The 14,137-nt window shown below is 64.6% G+C and carries 16 protein-coding genes; 8 read left to right on the forward strand and 8 right to left on the reverse strand.

The features are described 5' to 3' along the window. Window positions 1-76 precede the first annotated feature (76 nt). Genes GTP69_RS26430 through GTP69_RS26445 form a run of 4 tightly spaced genes read left to right on the forward strand, consistent with a single transcriptional unit; the run spans window position 77 to window position 4,556 of the window. Window positions 77-1,489 carry a KamA family radical SAM protein gene (locus GTP69_RS26430; protein ID WP_161057674.1) on the forward strand — a complete coding sequence of 471 codons (1,413 nt, stop codon included), beginning with the start codon at window positions 77-79 and terminating at the stop codon, window positions 1,487-1,489. A gap of 9 nt (window positions 1,490-1,498) precedes the next feature. Further along, window positions 1,499-2,764: an MFS transporter gene (locus GTP69_RS26435; protein ID WP_371868133.1), complete on the forward strand. Its 1,266-nt coding sequence runs from the start codon at window positions 1,499-1,501 to the stop codon at window positions 2,762-2,764. Between the two features lie 6 nt (window positions 2,765-2,770). Further along, on the forward strand, window positions 2,771-3,670 hold the full coding sequence (locus GTP69_RS26440) for a 2OG-Fe(II) oxygenase (protein WP_229261160.1): 900 nt from the start codon (window positions 2,771-2,773) through the stop codon (window positions 3,668-3,670). A gap of 31 nt (window positions 3,671-3,701) precedes the next feature. Beyond that, window positions 3,702-4,556, forward strand: a complete 855-nt coding sequence (locus GTP69_RS26445; RefSeq protein ID WP_161057676.1) for a fumarylacetoacetate hydrolase family protein — start codon at window positions 3,702-3,704, stop codon at window positions 4,554-4,556. Here the strand turns inward: GTP69_RS26445 and GTP69_RS26450 are convergent. Next, complete coding sequence (locus GTP69_RS26450) at window positions 4,531-5,859, reverse strand: aspartate aminotransferase family protein (RefSeq protein WP_161057677.1); 1,329 nt, start codon at window positions 5,857-5,859, stop codon at window positions 4,531-4,533. The two genes, GTP69_RS26445 and GTP69_RS26450, sit on opposite strands and share 26 nt — an antisense overlap. Before the next feature lie 98 nt (window positions 5,860-5,957). Between GTP69_RS26450 and GTP69_RS26455 the strand changes: the two genes are divergently transcribed. The 3 genes from GTP69_RS26455 to GTP69_RS26465 all read left to right on the forward strand — a co-directional run bounded on the left by GTP69_RS26455 (window position 5,958) and on the right by GTP69_RS26465 (window position 7,390). Beyond that, complete coding sequence (locus tag GTP69_RS26455) at window positions 5,958-6,536, forward strand: carboxymuconolactone decarboxylase family protein (RefSeq protein ID WP_161057678.1); 579 nt, start codon at window positions 5,958-5,960, stop codon at window positions 6,534-6,536. A 24-nt stretch (window positions 6,537-6,560) separates the two neighbouring features. Next, complete coding sequence (locus GTP69_RS26460) at window positions 6,561-6,866, forward strand: hypothetical protein (RefSeq protein ID WP_161057679.1); 306 nt, start codon at window positions 6,561-6,563, stop codon at window positions 6,864-6,866. A 212-nt stretch (window positions 6,867-7,078) separates the two neighbouring features. Continuing rightward, entirely contained in the window at window positions 7,079-7,390 is a 312-nt protein-coding gene (locus GTP69_RS26465) for a PIN domain-containing protein (RefSeq protein WP_161057680.1), read from the forward strand. A 15-nt stretch (window positions 7,391-7,405) separates the two neighbouring features. On the opposite strand, the gene GTP69_RS26470 is transcribed toward GTP69_RS26465, so the two are convergent. From GTP69_RS26470 to yjgA, 3 genes are read right to left on the reverse strand one after another with little or no spacing between them, the layout of a single operon-like run. Then, the gene (locus tag GTP69_RS26470; RefSeq protein ID WP_161057681.1) at window positions 7,406-8,074 is read right to left on the reverse strand and encodes an alpha/beta hydrolase; all 669 of its coding nucleotides are present in this window, start codon (window positions 8,072-8,074) and stop codon (window positions 7,406-7,408) included. Next, a complete protein-coding gene (gene mog / locus GTP69_RS26475; protein WP_161057682.1) occupies window positions 8,071-8,709 on the reverse strand; it encodes a molybdopterin adenylyltransferase in 639 nt (212 codons plus the stop codon). The genes GTP69_RS26470 and mog overlap by 4 nt, the downstream gene beginning before the upstream one ends. Then, window positions 8,699-9,310 (reverse strand): ribosome biogenesis factor YjgA, encoded by a 612-nt coding sequence (gene yjgA, locus GTP69_RS26480; RefSeq protein ID WP_161057683.1) that lies wholly within the window; start codon window positions 9,308-9,310, stop codon window positions 8,699-8,701. Before yjgA ends, mog begins: the two co-directional genes overlap by 11 nt. Before the next feature lie 94 nt (window positions 9,311-9,404). On the opposite strand from yjgA, the gene pmbA reads away from it, so the two are divergent. Next, on the forward strand, window positions 9,405-10,757 hold the full coding sequence (gene pmbA, locus GTP69_RS26485) for a metalloprotease PmbA (protein WP_161057684.1): 1,353 nt from the start codon (window positions 9,405-9,407) through the stop codon (window positions 10,755-10,757). Here pmbA and GTP69_RS26490 read toward each other — a convergent pair. The 4 genes from GTP69_RS26490 to GTP69_RS26505 form a co-directional block, all read right to left on the reverse strand. Beyond that, window positions 10,754-11,185, reverse strand: coding sequence for a hypothetical protein (locus GTP69_RS26490; RefSeq protein WP_161057685.1), 432 nt, complete (start codon window positions 11,183-11,185; stop codon window positions 10,754-10,756). The genes pmbA and GTP69_RS26490 overlap by 4 nt on opposite strands. Before the next feature lie 171 nt (window positions 11,186-11,356). Beyond that, on the reverse strand, window positions 11,357-12,472 hold the full coding sequence (locus GTP69_RS26495; RefSeq protein WP_161057686.1) for a hypothetical protein: 1,116 nt from the start codon (window positions 12,470-12,472) through the stop codon (window positions 11,357-11,359). A gap of 95 nt (window positions 12,473-12,567) precedes the next feature. After that, complete coding sequence (locus tag GTP69_RS26500; protein WP_161057687.1) at window positions 12,568-13,701, reverse strand: M14 family metallopeptidase; 1,134 nt, start codon at window positions 13,699-13,701, stop codon at window positions 12,568-12,570. Window positions 13,702-13,822: 121 nt separating this feature from the next. Beyond that, window positions 13,823-14,137 (reverse strand): PaaX family transcriptional regulator C-terminal domain-containing protein (locus GTP69_RS26505; RefSeq protein ID WP_308494469.1); only part of this gene is annotated, 315 nt, incomplete at its 5' end.

The raw sequence follows: 14,137 nt of genomic DNA on the forward strand, positions 1-14,137 counted from the left end.
AGTTGCGATGCCGCAAGACTGAGTAGCGGCGCGCGGCCTAGCATGGTGCTTCCGACCCTCAACACAGGACTTCGCGATGGATACGCCCAAATTCAAACCGTTTATTCGCCAGACCATTTCGCACGCGCGGCAGTGGGAATGGATACCGCCCGATTTGCAGGAGGCGGTGCAGGTGGTGTCGCATGTACTGCCGTTCCGCACCAACGAGTATGTGCTCGATCATCTGATCGACTGGAACAATATTCCCGACGATCCGATTTACCGTTTGACCTTTCCGCACCGGGACATGCTGGCGCCGGACGACTATGCGCGCCTGAAGGAGCTGGTGCTGGGCAAGGCCGACCAGCCGGCGCTGGTGGAACTGGTGCGGCGCATCCGGCTGCGCATGAATCCCCATCCGGCGGGGCAGATGACGCACAACGTACCGCGCGTGAACGATGCGCCGCTCAAGGGTTTGCAGCACAAGTACAAGGAGACGGTGTTGTTTTTCCCCAGTTCGGGGCAGACCTGTCACGCCTACTGCACCTTCTGTTTCCGCTGGCCGCAGTTCGTCGGCATGGACGATATGAAGTTCGATGCCAAGGAGTCGCACGAGCTGGCGGCCTATCTGCGCATGCATCCGGAGGTGACCGATGTGCTGATCACCGGCGGCGATCCGCTGATCATGAATACGCGCTCGCTGGAGGCGTACATTGAGCCGTTGCTGGCGCCGGATCTGGCGCATATCCAGAATATCCGCATCGGCACCAAGTCGGTGGCGTATTGGCCGCAGCGCTTTGTCTCGGACCGCGATGCGGATGATCTTCTGCGCCTGTTCGAACGGGTGGTCAAGGCCGGCAAGAATATGGCGATCATGGGCCATTACAACCATGCGGTGGAGCTGCGGCAGGAGATTGCGCAACAGGCGGTCAAGCGCATCGTCGGTACCGGCGCGACCTTGCGCATGCAGGGGCCGCTGATCCGGCATATCAATGAAGACCCGGCGTCGTGGGCGGAGTTGTGGCAGACCGGCGTGCGGCTGGGGGCGATTCCGTACTATATGTTCGTGGAGCGCGATACCGGGCCGCGCGAGTATTTCCAGCTGCCGCTGGCGCGCGCGCATGCGATTTTCCAGGCGGCGTATCAGATGGTGTCTGGCCTTTCGCGCACGGTACGCGGGCCGTCGATGAGTGCTTTTCCGGGCAAGGTGGTGATTGACGGGATTGCGACCATCGGCGGCGAGAAGGTGTTTGCCTTGCAGTTCCTGCAGGCGCGCAACGCGGACTGGGTGCGCAAGCCGTTTTATGCGAAGTTTGATCCGCAGGCGACGTGGATGGATGAGTTGAAGCCGGCGTTTGGCAAGGAGAAGTTTTTCTTTGAGGAGGAGGGCGGTAGCCGCAGCGAGTATGGCGCCGAGCCGCCGGGATCGCGCAAGGTGATTCCATTGTTGTCGGCGCGCGCGGACAGCAGCGCGCCGGCTGCCGGCTGCGATTCGCACAGCGCGGCTTAGGCGGCGATGATGCGCGATGCTGCGTCGGCACCGACACTGTCTGGGCGCGCGGTGTTTGTGTTGGTGTTTTTGCCGTTCGCGCTAGGGCATTTTTTATCCAGCTTGATGCGCACGGTGAATGCGACGCTGGCGCCGCAGCTGGTGGCGGCACTGGCGCTGACGCCCGGCCAGCTTGGCCTGCTGACCAGCGCTTTTTTCCTGGCTTTCGCGCTGGCGCAGCTGCCGGTCGGGATGGCGCTGGACCGCTGGGGGCCGGCCAAGGTGCAGTTGCCGATGCTGCTGCTGGCCGGCGTCGGCGCGCTGGCGTTTGCCGGTGGCCAGACCTTCGGCCAGCTGCTGGTGGCGCGCGCCGTCATCGGGCTGGGACTGGGCGGCTGCTTCATGTCGGCGGTGAAGGCGATCTCCAGCTGGATTGCGCCGGCGCGCCTGCCGTCGGTGCAGGGCTATCTGATCGCGGTCGGCGGCCTCGGTGCGGCGGCGGCCACGCTGCCGGTACGGCTGGCGATGCACTATATGGACTGGCGCGGCCTGTTTCTGTGGCTGGCGGCGGCAGCGGCCATCATCGGGCTGCTGATTCGCGCGCTGTCGCCGCCGCAGCCGCCGGCCGCCGGCAAGGCCGGGCTGCGCGAGGCGATGCGGGCGGTGTACCGCCATCCAGCGTTCCGCGAGGTGGCGATGCTGGTGCTGATTCCGCATACGGTGTTCTTCGGCATCCAGGGCTTGTGGATTAGCCGCTGGCTGAGCGATGTGGCGCGCTATCCGGAGGATGCGGTGACGTATCTGCTGTATCTGGGCATGGCGGCGGTGATCTTCGGCGCCATTGCGGTCGGCATGATTACCGAGTGGGCCGGGCGGCGCGGGATTGCGCCGATTACGGTGGCGGCGGCCGGCGTGGCGCTGTTCGTCGGGGTGCAACTGGCGTTTGTGTGTAACTGGCGGCCCAGCTATCAATTGCTATCGGTGCTGTTTACGCTGGTCGGCACGGTGACGGGCATCGAGTACACCATCGTCGCGCAAAGCCTGCCGGGTGCGTTGACCGGGCGCGCGGCCACTTGTCTGAACCTGCTGATTTTCCTCGGCGCCTTTGCGGTGCAGGCGGGCTTTGGGCTGGTGGTGGGCTGCTGGCGGCCGGATTTGCTGGGACATTATCCGGCGCCGGCCTATCAGGTGGCGTTCGGCGCGCTGGTGCTGTTGCAGCTGCCGGGATTGATCTGGTTTATGCGGCGGCGCAGGCGCAATCCGGTAAAATTGAACTCCTGTCCGACTATCTCCTGATACGCGATGACTCAAGATCAAACCGTTTTTGCCTCCCTGCCGCAAACCTGGCGCGTTTGGATCATGGAAAACCTGGAACGCGCATGCAGCCCGCTGGACATGGCCAACAGCATGGCGCGCTCCGGCCAGTACAGCATGACCGCTGCGCGCGCGGCGATTGACGATGCGGTGCGCATCCGCGCCGGCGGTGGTAGTGACGCCAGCGCGGTGGCGGCAGCGGCGCCGGTGGCCAGCGCGTTTTCGTCGCCGCGCGAGATGCCGTTCATTGACCTCACCAGCAACCGCATCGCCGCGCCGGACCGCGAGATCGATGTGCTGTTCGTGCTGAAAAAGCCGCAGGTGATCCTGCTGGGGAATGTGCTGAGCGATGAGGAGTGCGACGCCATCGTGGCCCATTGCGGCAGCCGTTACACCCGTTCGACGGTGACGGCGGAAGCCGATGGCGCCAGCGTGGTGCACGAGGGCCGCACCAGCGAGATGGCCTTCATCCAGCGCGGCGAGGCCGAGGTGGCCGAGCGCATCGACCGCCGGCTGGCCGCCATCGCGCACTGGACGCCGGAATGCAGCGAGCCGTTCCAGCTGCAAAAATACGACAAGACGCAGGAGTACCGCCCGCATTACGACTGGCTCGACCCCGACAGCGCCGGCCATCGCTCGCACCTGGCGCGCGGCGGCCAGCGGCTGGCCACCTTTGTGCTGTACCTGTCCGATGTGGCGCAGGGCGGCGGCACGGTCTTCCCTTCGCTGGGGCTGGAGGTCTTCCCTAAGAAGGGGAGTGCGCTGTGGTTCCTCAACACCGACAGCAATCACCAGCCGGACCCGCAGACGCTGCACGGCGGCGCGCCGGTGGTCAGCGGCACCAAGATCATTGCCAACAAGTGGTTGCGACAGGAGCGCTACGGTTAAAATGGTGGGTGATTTTTAACCAGGGATAGATATGCGACTCGTACGTTACGGCCGTCCAGGCAAAGAAAAACCAGGCTTGATCGATGATGAAGGCAAGCTGCGCGACCTGTCCGGCGTGATCGGCGATGTCGATGCGGCGGCGCTGGCGCCGAAATCGCTGCGCAAGCTGGAGAAGATTGCGCAGTCGTCGCTGCCGCTGGTGCGCGGCAATCCGCGCTTCGGCGTGCCGGTGGCGCGCGTCAGCAAGTTCATTTGCATCGGCCTGAATTATTCCGACCACGCGGCGGAAGCCGGCATGGCGGCGCCGAAGGAGCCGATCGTGTTCCTGAAGGCGATTTCCGCGCTGAGCGGCCCGGATGATGCGGTGATGATGCCGCAGGGTGCGAAGAAGATGGACTGGGAAGTGGAGCTGGGGATCGTCATCGGCAGCCGCGCGCAGTATGTCAGCGAGGCCGATGCGCACAAGTACGTGGCCGGCTACACGGTGGTCAACGATGTGTCGGAGCGCGAGTATCAGCTGGAGCGCGGCGGCCAGTGGACCAAGGGGAAAAGCTTCGATACCTTCGGCCCGGTCGGTCCATGGCTGGTGACGGCGGAAGATATCTACGATGTGCAGGATCTGGATTTGTACCTGGACGTCAACGGCAAGCGCATGCAGACCGGGAATACCTCGACCATGATTTTCTCGGTGGCGCAGATTGTCAGCTATCTGTCGAAGCTGATGACGCTGGAGCCGGGCGACGTGATCGCGACCGGCACGCCGCCGGGTGTGGGCATGGGGCGCAAGCCGCAGCGCTTCCTGAAGAAGGGCGACGTCATGCGCCTGGGGATCGCCGGCCTTGGCGAGCAGCAGCAGGAAGTCATCGCCTGGAAAGCGACGAAGTAAGTGTATCCGCCAGGCGGCTGGTGATCTCCGCCAGCTCCGCCTCGGTGGCGATGAACGGTGGCGCCAGCAGGATATGGTCGCCGTGGCGGCCGTCGATGGTGCCGCCCATCGGGTAGACCATCAGGCCGCGCGCCATCGCTTCGTCCTTGATCACCGCATGCAGGCGCTGGGCCGGATCGAACGGCGTTTTGCTGTCGCGGTCCGCCACCAGTTCCAGTCCAATCAGCAGGCCGCGGCCGCGAATGTCGCCCACATGCGGGTGATTGCCGAAGGCTTCGCGCAGCATGCGCCGCAGGGCCGCGCCACGCACTGTGACGGCGCCCAGCAAGCAATCCCGTTGTATTACTTTCTGCACCGCCAGCGCGGCGGCGGCGGCCACCGGGTGGCCCATATACGTGTGCCCATGCAGGAAGGCGCCGCTGCCGTCGCGCAGGCGCTGGACGATGGGGGCGCGCGCCAGCACGGCGCCGATCGGCTGGTAGCCGGCGCCCAGGCCTTTGCCCAACACCACCAGGTCGGGCAGCACGCCTTCCTGTTCAAACGCGTACAGCGTGCCGCTGCGGCCCATGCCGCACATGACTTCATCGAGTATCAACAGCACCCCATACTGGTCGCACAACCGGCGCACGCCACGGAAATAGCCGGGCGTGGGCGGCACGGCGCCGGCGGTGGCGCCAACCACGGTTTCGGCGACGAAGCCGATCACCTGGTCGGCGCCGGCGGCCAGGATGGCGTCTTCCAGTTCCTGCAGCAGGGCGGCGGTGTAGTCGTCGGTGCTCTGGCCGTCGGCGCGGCCGCGGTACTCGTAGCAGGGTGAGACGCGCGGGACGTCGACCAGCAGCGGCGCGAAGGGCTGGCGGCGCCATTCGTTGCCGCCCACCGCCAGCGCGCCCAGCGTGTTGCCGTGGTAGCTCTGGCGGCGGGCGATGAAGGTGGTGCGCTGCGGCTGGCCGGCTTCCAGCCAGTACTGGCGCGCCAGTTTGAGCGCGGTCTCCATGGCTTCCGAGCCGCCCGAGACCAGGTAGACCTGATCGAGGTCGCCGGGGGCGTCGGCCGCCAGCCGCGCGGCCAGTTGTTCGGCGGCGTCGCAGGTGAAGAAGGCGGTGTGGGCGTAGGCGTTGCGGTCGATCTGGGCGTGCATGGCGGCCAGCACGTCGGGATGGGCGTGGCCCAGCGAGGAGACGGCGGCGCCGCCGCTGGCGTCGAGGTAGGTGCGGCCGTCGCTGTCGGTGATGGTGATGCCGGCGGCGCGCGCGGCGAGCGGCGGCACGCGGCGCAGGTTGCGGTGGATGATGTGGCTCATGGCGTCCTTTCGTGGTGAGGTGCAGACTGCCGACGATAGCCGGGTTTTGCCGGACGCTTTTTGATGTATGCCATGATGAGGTCTTTGAGGGAGGCAGCATGGAGGATCGCAGTGTGGATCGGCTGGGGCCGATCGCGTTTGCCGACATGAGCGCGGCGCAGCAGGTGGCGGCGCAGGCGGTGATCGATGGGCCGCGCGGGGCGCTGTATGGGCCGTTCGTGCCTTTGATCCGCTCGCCGGAGCTGATGGCGGCGGCGCAGAAGATGGGCGAGTATCTGCGCTACCGCAGCGCCATCGGCACGCGCTTGACGGAGCTGGCGATTCTGGTGACGGCGCGGCAGTGGAGCCAGCCGGTGGAGTGGGCGATCCATGCGCCGATCGCGCGCGATTACGGCATCGGCGAGGCGGTGATCGCGGCGATTGCGGCGCGTGAGCAGCCGCAGGGGCTATTGGCCGATGAGGCGCTGGTGTACGCGTTTTGCATGCAGCTGCAGCGGCAGCAGCGGGTCGATGACGCCACCTACGCGGCGGCGCTGGCGGCGTTCGGCGAGCAGGGCGTGGTGGACCTGATGGGCATCAACGGCTATTACACGTTGCTGGCGATGGTGATGAATGCGGCGCAGACGGCGGTGCCGGAATCCAGCGCTCCGGCATTGCCGGATTCCCCACTATACTGAGATATTCATGGCAAGGAGTGTGGCATGGCGATCAGTGTGAAAGAGGCGGTGAAAGCGGCCAAGGATGCTCTGCTCGAATTGTATGCAGATGACCCGCCCAAGGATATGGCGTTGGAGGAAATCGAGCGCAGGCAAGAGGAGGGAAAAGATTTATGGCTGGTGACGCTGGGTTTCTACCGGCGCAAGGCGGTCGTGACTCAGGCGGCCAACCAGATCGGCTCCTTATTCAACCCTGCGCTGGCCCAGATTGAGCATCGCGTTTATAAGATGTTGTCCATTGATGCGCAGACGGGGACGTTCGTCAAAATGGATATCCGTCAGGTGCAATGATGCCCGGATTGGAGCAGCAATTATTGTCACTGGTAAGCAAGCATGCTGTGCGAGGCATACTGGTGGACAGCAATGTTCTGCTGTTGCATCTTTGTGGGCAATATATGCCCTCGGCGTTGGGACAGAAGCGGTTAGCAAAATATACCGCTGACGATGTCAGTCTGATTAGCCAGTTTTTAGCGCGCTTTGCCCGCATTCTCACCACCTAGCACGTGCTGGCGGAAACCAGCAATCTGGCGCGACAGGTCGTCAGTGGCAAGCAGGGATGGGCCTTATCAAGCAGGTTGTATCCCCTGTTTTGCCTGGATACTGCCGATTCTCTTTTGCCTTGTGAGGTGGAGGGGAAGGCCATCGACGCCGGCGTATTCACCCGCCTTGGCTTGACGGATGCAGGGCTGGCGTCGTTGGTCCGGGCAGATACGCTGTTGCTGACGGATGACCTCGATTTGTATGTGGTGGCGGTTGCCATGGGAGGCGACGCGGTCAACTTTACCCATATGCGCGAGGCCGCCGGCACTGTATGAGGCCGGCCTCGCGGGTCAGGCCAGTACGCGTTTGAGCCAGGCGCTGATGTCGTTGACTTCTTCCTGGCACAGCGAGTGCTGCATCGCGTATTCGTGCCATTCCACCTGGTAGCCCCAGTCGACCAGCAGGTCGCGCGAGGCGGTGGCGCGGGCGATGGCGATCACCGGGTCCATGCGGCCGTGCACCAGGAAGATCGGCGTGGCCAGGCTTTCCGGGGTGTGCTCGGCGGCGGCTTTCGGCGCGATCGGCACGTAGCCGGACAGGCACAGCAGGCCGGCCAGTTTGGTTTTCTGGCGCAGGCCGGTTTGCAGGGTCATGGCGCAGCCTTGCGAGAAGCCGGCCAGGATGATGCGCTCGTTGGGGATGCCGCGGGCGTTTTCGCGCGCCATCAGGGCTTCGACCTTGACTTGCGAGGCGCGCAGGCCGGCTTCGTCTTCCTGGCGGCCGAGGTCGGTGGCGATGATGTCGTACCAGGCGCGCATGACGTAGCCGCCGTTGACGGTCACCGGCATGGTGTCGGCATTCGGGAAGATGAAGCGGATCGCCGGCAGGCCGGCCAGGTCGAGTTCTTGCAGCATCGGCACGAAGTCGTTGGCGTCGGCGCCCAGGCCGTGCATCCAGATGATGGCGACGGTCGGGTTGGGGCCGGTTTCTTTTTCGATGGTGTGCAGCAGTGCGGTCATGAGGCGGTTCCTTGCGCAGGGCGGAGGGCGGATTTGGGACGGAAGGCCTTGCATACGGCCGGGTCGGTTTCCATGTAGGGGCCGCCGATCAGGTCGATGCAGTAGGGCACGGCGGCGAAGATGCCGCCCACCAGCGTGGCGCCGTCGGCGTCTTTGAGGCCGCCCAGCGTTTCGGCGATGGCTTTCGGCTGGCCCGGCAGGTTCAGGATCAGCGCGGCGTGGTCGGCGCTTTCACGGATCACGGCGGTCTGGCGCGACAGGATGGCGGTCGGCACGAAGTGCAGGCTGATCTGGCGCATCTGTTCGCCGAAACCGGGCATTTCCTTGGTGCCGACGGCTTTGGTGGCCTCGGGCGTGACGTCGCGCCGCGACGGGCCGGTGCCGCCGGTGGTCAGGATCAGGTGGCAGCGGGCATTGTCGGCCAGTTCGGTCAGCGTGGCTTCGATCTGCGGCTGCTCGTCGGCGATCAGGCGGGTTTCGACGCGGAACGGCGTGGTCAGCGCGCGCGCCAGCCAGTCTTGCAGCGCCGGCAGGCCCTGGTCCTGGTAGACGCCGCCGCTGGCGCGGTCGGAGATCGACACCAGGCCGATCACCAGCAGCGCATCGGCGGCGGCAGGTGCGGTATTACTCGTCATCGGCTTCGTGGTCTTCTTCGTCGCCTTCGGCGTCGTCACCACCTTTGGCGGCTTTACGCTTGGCGGCGTCCAGCTGTTTCAGGATCTGGAAGATTTCGCGGTAGGCTTTCGGCGGCTTGTTCTCGGCCTGCTCCTTGCGGGCGTTGCGGATCAGGGTGCGCAGGTGCTGCACGTCCAGTTCCGGGTGGTCCGACAGCAGCGAGGTCAGGGCGTTGTCGTCGGTCAGCAACTTGTCGCGGCGGCGCTCCAGTGCGTGCATGGCCGAGGTTTCGGCCTTGGAGGCGCCTTTCCAGCCGTCGATGGCGGCCTGGATCAGGCCGATCTCGGTTTCATCCAGCGTGCGCATCTTTTTGCCGACAAATTGCATCTGGCGGCGGCGGCCTTCGTGGTTGGTGATGGTCTGGCACATCAGGATGGCTTCCAGCACGTCTTCCGGCATCGGCACGCGTTTGACGCGGTCGCGCGGGGCTTCGACCAGGGTTTCGCCCATCTTTTGCAGGGCGTTGGACTGGCGCTTGGCCTCGGATTTGGAGGGGCGTTCGTATTCTTCTTCGAATTCCGTCGAGCTGAAGCCGACCGCGCCGCGATTTGGATTTACCATAATATCAACTTTCGTGCGGACGCGTGGCCGCGCCCTTAAACTGTAAACGGCTGCTATGATAACTGTTTTAGCGGCCACCCGAAGAAAACAGCCCATGAGCGATACCCATTTTACCCACACCCAGGACCAGTTGAAGCAGCTCGCACGCGATGTGCTGGGCTATGCCAAAGCGCAGGGCGGCACCGATTGTGCTGTCGAAATCAGCGAAGGCAGCGGCCTGTCGGTGTCGGTGCGCAAGAGCCAGATCGAGACCATCGAGCAGAATAAAGACAAGGGCATGGGGGTGACCGTGTTTATCGGCCAGCGCCGCGGCAATGCGTCGACCTCCGATTTCTCGCCGGCCGCGCTGAAAGCGACGGTGGAAGCAGCTTACAACATCGCCCGCTTTACTGCCGATGACGATTGCGCCGGCCTGGCCGATGACGACCAGCTGGAGCTGAATCCGCGCGACCTGCAATTGTTCTATCCGTGGGAGATCGCGACCGCCGACGCGGTGGCGCTGGCGCAGCGCGCCGAGGCGGCGGCGTTTGCCGTCGATCCGCGCATCAGCAATTCGGAAGGCGCCGGCGTGCACGTGCAGCAGTCGCATTTTGTGGCGGCCAATTCGCGCGGCTTCATCGGCGGTTATCCATTCTCGCGCCATACGCTGTCGGTGGCGCCGATTGCCGGCAAGGGCAAGCATATGCAGCGCGACGACTGGTATTCGTCGGTGCGCGATGCATCCAAGATGTCGACGCCGGAGGCGATTGGCCGTTATGCGGCCGAGCGCGCGCTGGCACGCTTGCATGCGCGCACCATCGATACGCGCACTTGCCCGGTGCTGTTCGAGGCGCCGCTGGCGGCGGGTTTGCTGGGCGCGTTTGTGCAGGCGACCTCGGGCGGCGCGCTGTATCGCAAGTCGACCTTCCTGCTGGATTCGCTGGGCAAGCAGGTGTTGCCCAAGCATGTGCAGATTCATGAAGATCCGCATGTGATCGGCGCGGTCGGTTCGGCGCCGTTCGATGAAGAGGGCGTGCGCACCGTCAAGCGCGATGTGGTCAAGGATGGCGTGGTGCAGGGTTATTTCCTGTCGACCTATTCGGCGCGCAAGCTGGGCATGAAGACGACCGGCAATGCCGGCGGTTCGCATAATCTGTCGCTGACGTCGTCGTTGACGGAGGCGGCGGATGATTTTGCCGGCATGTTGCGCAAGATGGGTACCGGCTTGCTGGTGACGGAGCTGATGGGTTCGGGCACCAATTATGTGACCGGCGATTATTCGCGCGGCGCGGCCGGTTATTGGGTTGAGAATGGCGTGATCCAGTATCCGGTGGAGGAGATCACCATCGCCGGCAATATGAAGGATATGCTGGCGCAGATCGTTGCGGTTGGTAACGATGTGCTGGTGCGCGGCACCAAGCAGACCGGCTCGATTTTGATCGAGAATATGGTGGTGGCGGGCGGTTAATCGGTACTGCGGCGGGCGCGGCGCCGGCGGTTGATGCCGGGGCGGCGCTCGGCGCCAGCGCGCAAGTCGCTGGCGCGCGTCCACGGTTCGCGGTAGTTGCGGCGGATGTAGATATCGCGCCAGGCGTTGCGCACCATCCCGCAGACCTCGGCGGCCCACGCGTTGGGGGTGGTGATTTTTCCGTCGGCCATCAGCAGGTCGCTTTCCACCTGGGCGAAATAGCATAGCCTGCGGTGCGTGATGCGCAGGCGGGTGCCGTGCGGCAGGAACAGGTCTTTCCATTGGTAGCCGCGATCAGTCGGCTGGCCGTATTCTCGCATCATCCATTCCTTCAGCGCGATCAGCATGATTTCTTCCTGCGAGCGCAAGTCTTCGCGTTTGCGCATCTGGTAGTAGAGCTCCATATACACAGGGTGTGTAGTGTCCATTGGGTGCCTGATTTTGTCTGAAATGGTCTGACGATTGTCTGCGTTTGTAACTGTTAGACCGCCTCTTTCAGAGGGAAGTTCCTGCGTTGGCATGTGAAATTTCAGGCATTTGTCAGACTATTTCAGACAATATCAGGCAAGTGGTGGAGAGGACAAACCCTATGTATATACTCAGATACATAGCTTGCTGATCGGCTGGCCGCAGGCGATGAGGCGGCCTACGTCCGGGTTGCTCAGGTACTCCAGGTGGGCGGTATCGGGGCGCTCCAGCAGGCCCAGCCATGTCGGCGCGTTGGAGACGAGGATGTTGTAGACCGTAATGCCATCCTGCGCATACTTCTCTTCCTCCAGCGTGTACGACAGCAAATCATTCGGATCGGTAAAGGCCACCAGCGTCAGGTGGCGATCGAGCGCGCGGCGCTGGCCGGCCTGCCGCTTGCGCAATAACAATTGCAGACTATCGGGCGGCGCCACAGCCGCAACGCCGAGCGCAGGCAAAGGCTGATCGGCCAGCGACAGCAGCGGAATCTGATTGGCCGCCATCACCAGAAAACGCATGCGGTCCACCGCCTGCTGCGCCACCCGCGCCGCCGTCGAGCCGGCCGGCTCCTCCGTCATGCGCAACAGCGTATCGAACAAAATCTTGCTGCCCATGCTGTGTGAAATCACCACCAGCGGCACATCGGCCCGCGCCGTCGACAACACCTGCAAGACCGCCTCGCGCATGCGCTGCTGGATGGTATCGCGCGCCACGCCCTGGTAGATCAGCGCGTCGGGCAGGCAGTCGTCGATCAGGCCATCCTTGAAGCGCGCATTGAGGCTGGCGCGGGTGTAGAGATAGGGCGGCGCGCCAGCGCACAGCGACGATTTGCCGCTCTGGTCATAGCACAGCTGGCGCTTGAGGTCATTGGTCAGCGGCGACCAGATCAGCGCATCAAAGCGCAGTCGTCCGGCGGGCGTGGACACGGTTGATGGCACGATCTCGACGGCGGCGGTGGCAGTGGCAGCAGCGCGGTATGCGCCTAGGGCGGTGGTGGCGTCGGCCAGCGCGCGCGCCAGTTGCGGTACCACCTCGCCGGCCCAGCTGGCGTCATGCGTGCAAATGCCGTGCACCAACAGCACATCGGCCTCGTGGCTGTCGGCCTGCGCGGCCAGATCGATTAAACCGGGAAATACCGCCGGCGGCGCCAGCGGCGGACGATAGGGCGTGCTGCACGCAGGCAGCAGCAAGGCCAGCGACAAAGCCGAGCACAGCGCGACGCGCCGCAAAGGGGAAGAGGGTGACATGATGGACCTCCGAACACGGCGCGCGGATGCGCCCGTTTGAGGTCCAGTGTATTTTTCCCTGCGGCGTCCGCTTTGTGACGCCGCAGGAAAGAAGCTTACTGCGCCTGGGCCAGCAGCGATTGCAGCACAGGCTGCAGGATGGACTTGCCCAGCTCGGCGCTACGGGCGCCGTTCCAGCCGGTCTCGGCGTCCGGATCGTTGGCGTTGTCCTTGAACGGCATCTCCAGCGTCAGCGACAGGCAGCCGAAGGCGTGGGTGATGTGCGGCGAACCCATGGTCAGCGTTTCCGGCGTGTACGGCGTCTCGCCGTAGCCGAACTCGTCCTGGAAGTCCGGGCTGGCGATCAGGAAATTGTCGGTGAAGTATTGCTGCGCTTCGACCTGGTCGGCAGTGAAGGTCGGCAACGATTCGCTGCCGGCCACGAACACGTACGGCAGGCCTTCATCGCCATGGATGTCCAGGCACAGGTCGACGCCGATCTCGTGCATCTTCTGCTTGACCAGGAACACTTCCGGGCTGCGCTCCATGGTCGGGTTCAGCCACTCGCGATTGAGGTTGGCGCCGGCCGCGTTGGTGCGCAGGTTGCCGCGCACCGAGCCGTCCGGATTCATGTTCGGCACCACGTAGAACACGGCTTCCTTCAGGCACTGGCGGCCGAACGGATTGGCCGGGTCCAGCAGCGCTTCAACCAACCCTTCGACAAACCACTCGGCCATGGTCTCGCCCGGGTGCTGGCGGGCGATGACCCACACCTTTTGCTCCGCGTCCGGATCGCCGATCACCAGCATATTCAGGTCGCGGCCATCGACGGTGTTGCCGAGGTCGACCAGCTTGACCAGCGGCGACAGCTGGGCGTTGTCCAGCAGCGCCAGATGGCGTTCCCACGAATACGGCTCGAAATAGGCGTAGTAGGCGCTGTCGTATTCCGGCGTGTGGTTGATGGTCATGGTCTGGCCATCGTAGCTGGTCGGCACGCGGAACCAGCTGTCGCGGTCGTAGCTGGCGACGGCCTGGTAGTCTTTCCAGCCGTCCGGGTAGGCGGCCGTGCCGGCGTTCAGGAAGTTCATGGTCAGCGGCGTCCCCTGCGCGCCCTGCACGCGGTAGTAGAACCACTGCACGATGTCGGCGTGGGAATCCTTGCGGATGTTCAAGTCGATGGCGGCCGGATCGTCGGCGCGGACCACTTCGATGGCGCCAGCGTCGAACTGCTGGCTGATTTTGATAGGCATGGCAGGAATCCTGGTGAATTCTATGAAAAGAGTCGCTCACGCTTGTGGCGCGGAGCCGACATGATACAGGCTTGCGCCGCGCCGCGCCCGGATTTCCGCCTGCCGTGGCGGCCGGCGCGCGCTAGGCCAGGCCGCCGAAGCGGTCGAAGAAGGCGGCTTCGGCGCGCGGGGCGGCGGCGTCTTCGCGGCGCAGCGCGCTGTCGACGTGCTGCTCGGCGGCGACGTAGACCAGCAGGTAGATCTGGCGCGCCAGCTCGTAGGCCAGCGCGCCCGGCCACGGCGTCGGCAGCAGTTCGACCGGCAGTTGCGGGTCGTGCAGCTGGACCCGGCGGTAGGCGTGGATCAGCAGGGTGCGCACCACGAACGCCTTTTCCGGCGTCAGCGGCTGGTCGCAGCCCTCGGCGTCCGGCGGCACGCCGGCCGCCACGTCCGCGCT

It is taken from the genome of Duganella levis (assembly GCF_009857605.1).
GTDB lineage: Bacteria > Pseudomonadota > Gammaproteobacteria > Burkholderiales > Burkholderiaceae_D > Rugamonas > Rugamonas levis.

What these genes read in the sequence shown, in the direction of transcription:
- GTP69_RS26430 (WP_161057674.1), top strand. Translation starts at nt 77, where the DNA reads ATGGATACGCCCAAATTCAAACCGTTTATTCGCCAGACCATTTCGCAC.
- GTP69_RS26435 (WP_371868133.1), top strand. Translation starts at nt 1,499, where the DNA reads ATGCGCGATGCTGCGTCGGCACCGACACTGTCTGGGCGCGCGGTGTTT.
- GTP69_RS26440 (WP_229261160.1), top strand. Translation starts at nt 2,771, where the DNA reads ATGACTCAAGATCAAACCGTTTTTGCCTCCCTGCCGCAAACCTGGCGC.
- GTP69_RS26445 (WP_161057676.1), top strand. Translation starts at nt 3,702, where the DNA reads ATGCGACTCGTACGTTACGGCCGTCCAGGCAAAGAAAAACCAGGCTTG.
- GTP69_RS26450 (WP_161057677.1), bottom strand. Translation starts at nt 5,859, where the DNA reads ATGAGCCACATCATCCACCGCAACCTGCGCCGCGTGCCGCCGCTCGCC.
- GTP69_RS26455 (WP_161057678.1), top strand. Translation starts at nt 5,958, where the DNA reads ATGGAGGATCGCAGTGTGGATCGGCTGGGGCCGATCGCGTTTGCCGAC.
- GTP69_RS26460 (WP_161057679.1), top strand. Translation starts at nt 6,561, where the DNA reads ATGGCGATCAGTGTGAAAGAGGCGGTGAAAGCGGCCAAGGATGCTCTG.
- GTP69_RS26470 (WP_161057681.1), bottom strand. Translation starts at nt 8,074, where the DNA reads ATGACCGCACTGCTGCACACCATCGAAAAAGAAACCGGCCCCAACCCG.
- mog (WP_161057682.1), bottom strand. Translation starts at nt 8,709, where the DNA reads ATGACGAGTAATACCGCACCTGCCGCCGCCGATGCGCTGCTGGTGATC.
- yjgA (WP_161057683.1), bottom strand. Translation starts at nt 9,310, where the DNA reads ATGGTAAATCCAAATCGCGGCGCGGTCGGCTTCAGCTCGACGGAATTC.
- pmbA (WP_161057684.1), top strand. Translation starts at nt 9,405, where the DNA reads ATGAGCGATACCCATTTTACCCACACCCAGGACCAGTTGAAGCAGCTC.
- GTP69_RS26490 (WP_161057685.1), bottom strand. Translation starts at nt 11,185, where the DNA reads ATGGACACTACACACCCTGTGTATATGGAGCTCTACTACCAGATGCGC.
- GTP69_RS26495 (WP_161057686.1), bottom strand. Translation starts at nt 12,472, where the DNA reads ATGTCACCCTCTTCCCCTTTGCGGCGCGTCGCGCTGTGCTCGGCTTTG.
- GTP69_RS26500 (WP_161057687.1), bottom strand. Translation starts at nt 13,701, where the DNA reads ATGCCTATCAAAATCAGCCAGCAGTTCGACGCTGGCGCCATCGAAGTG.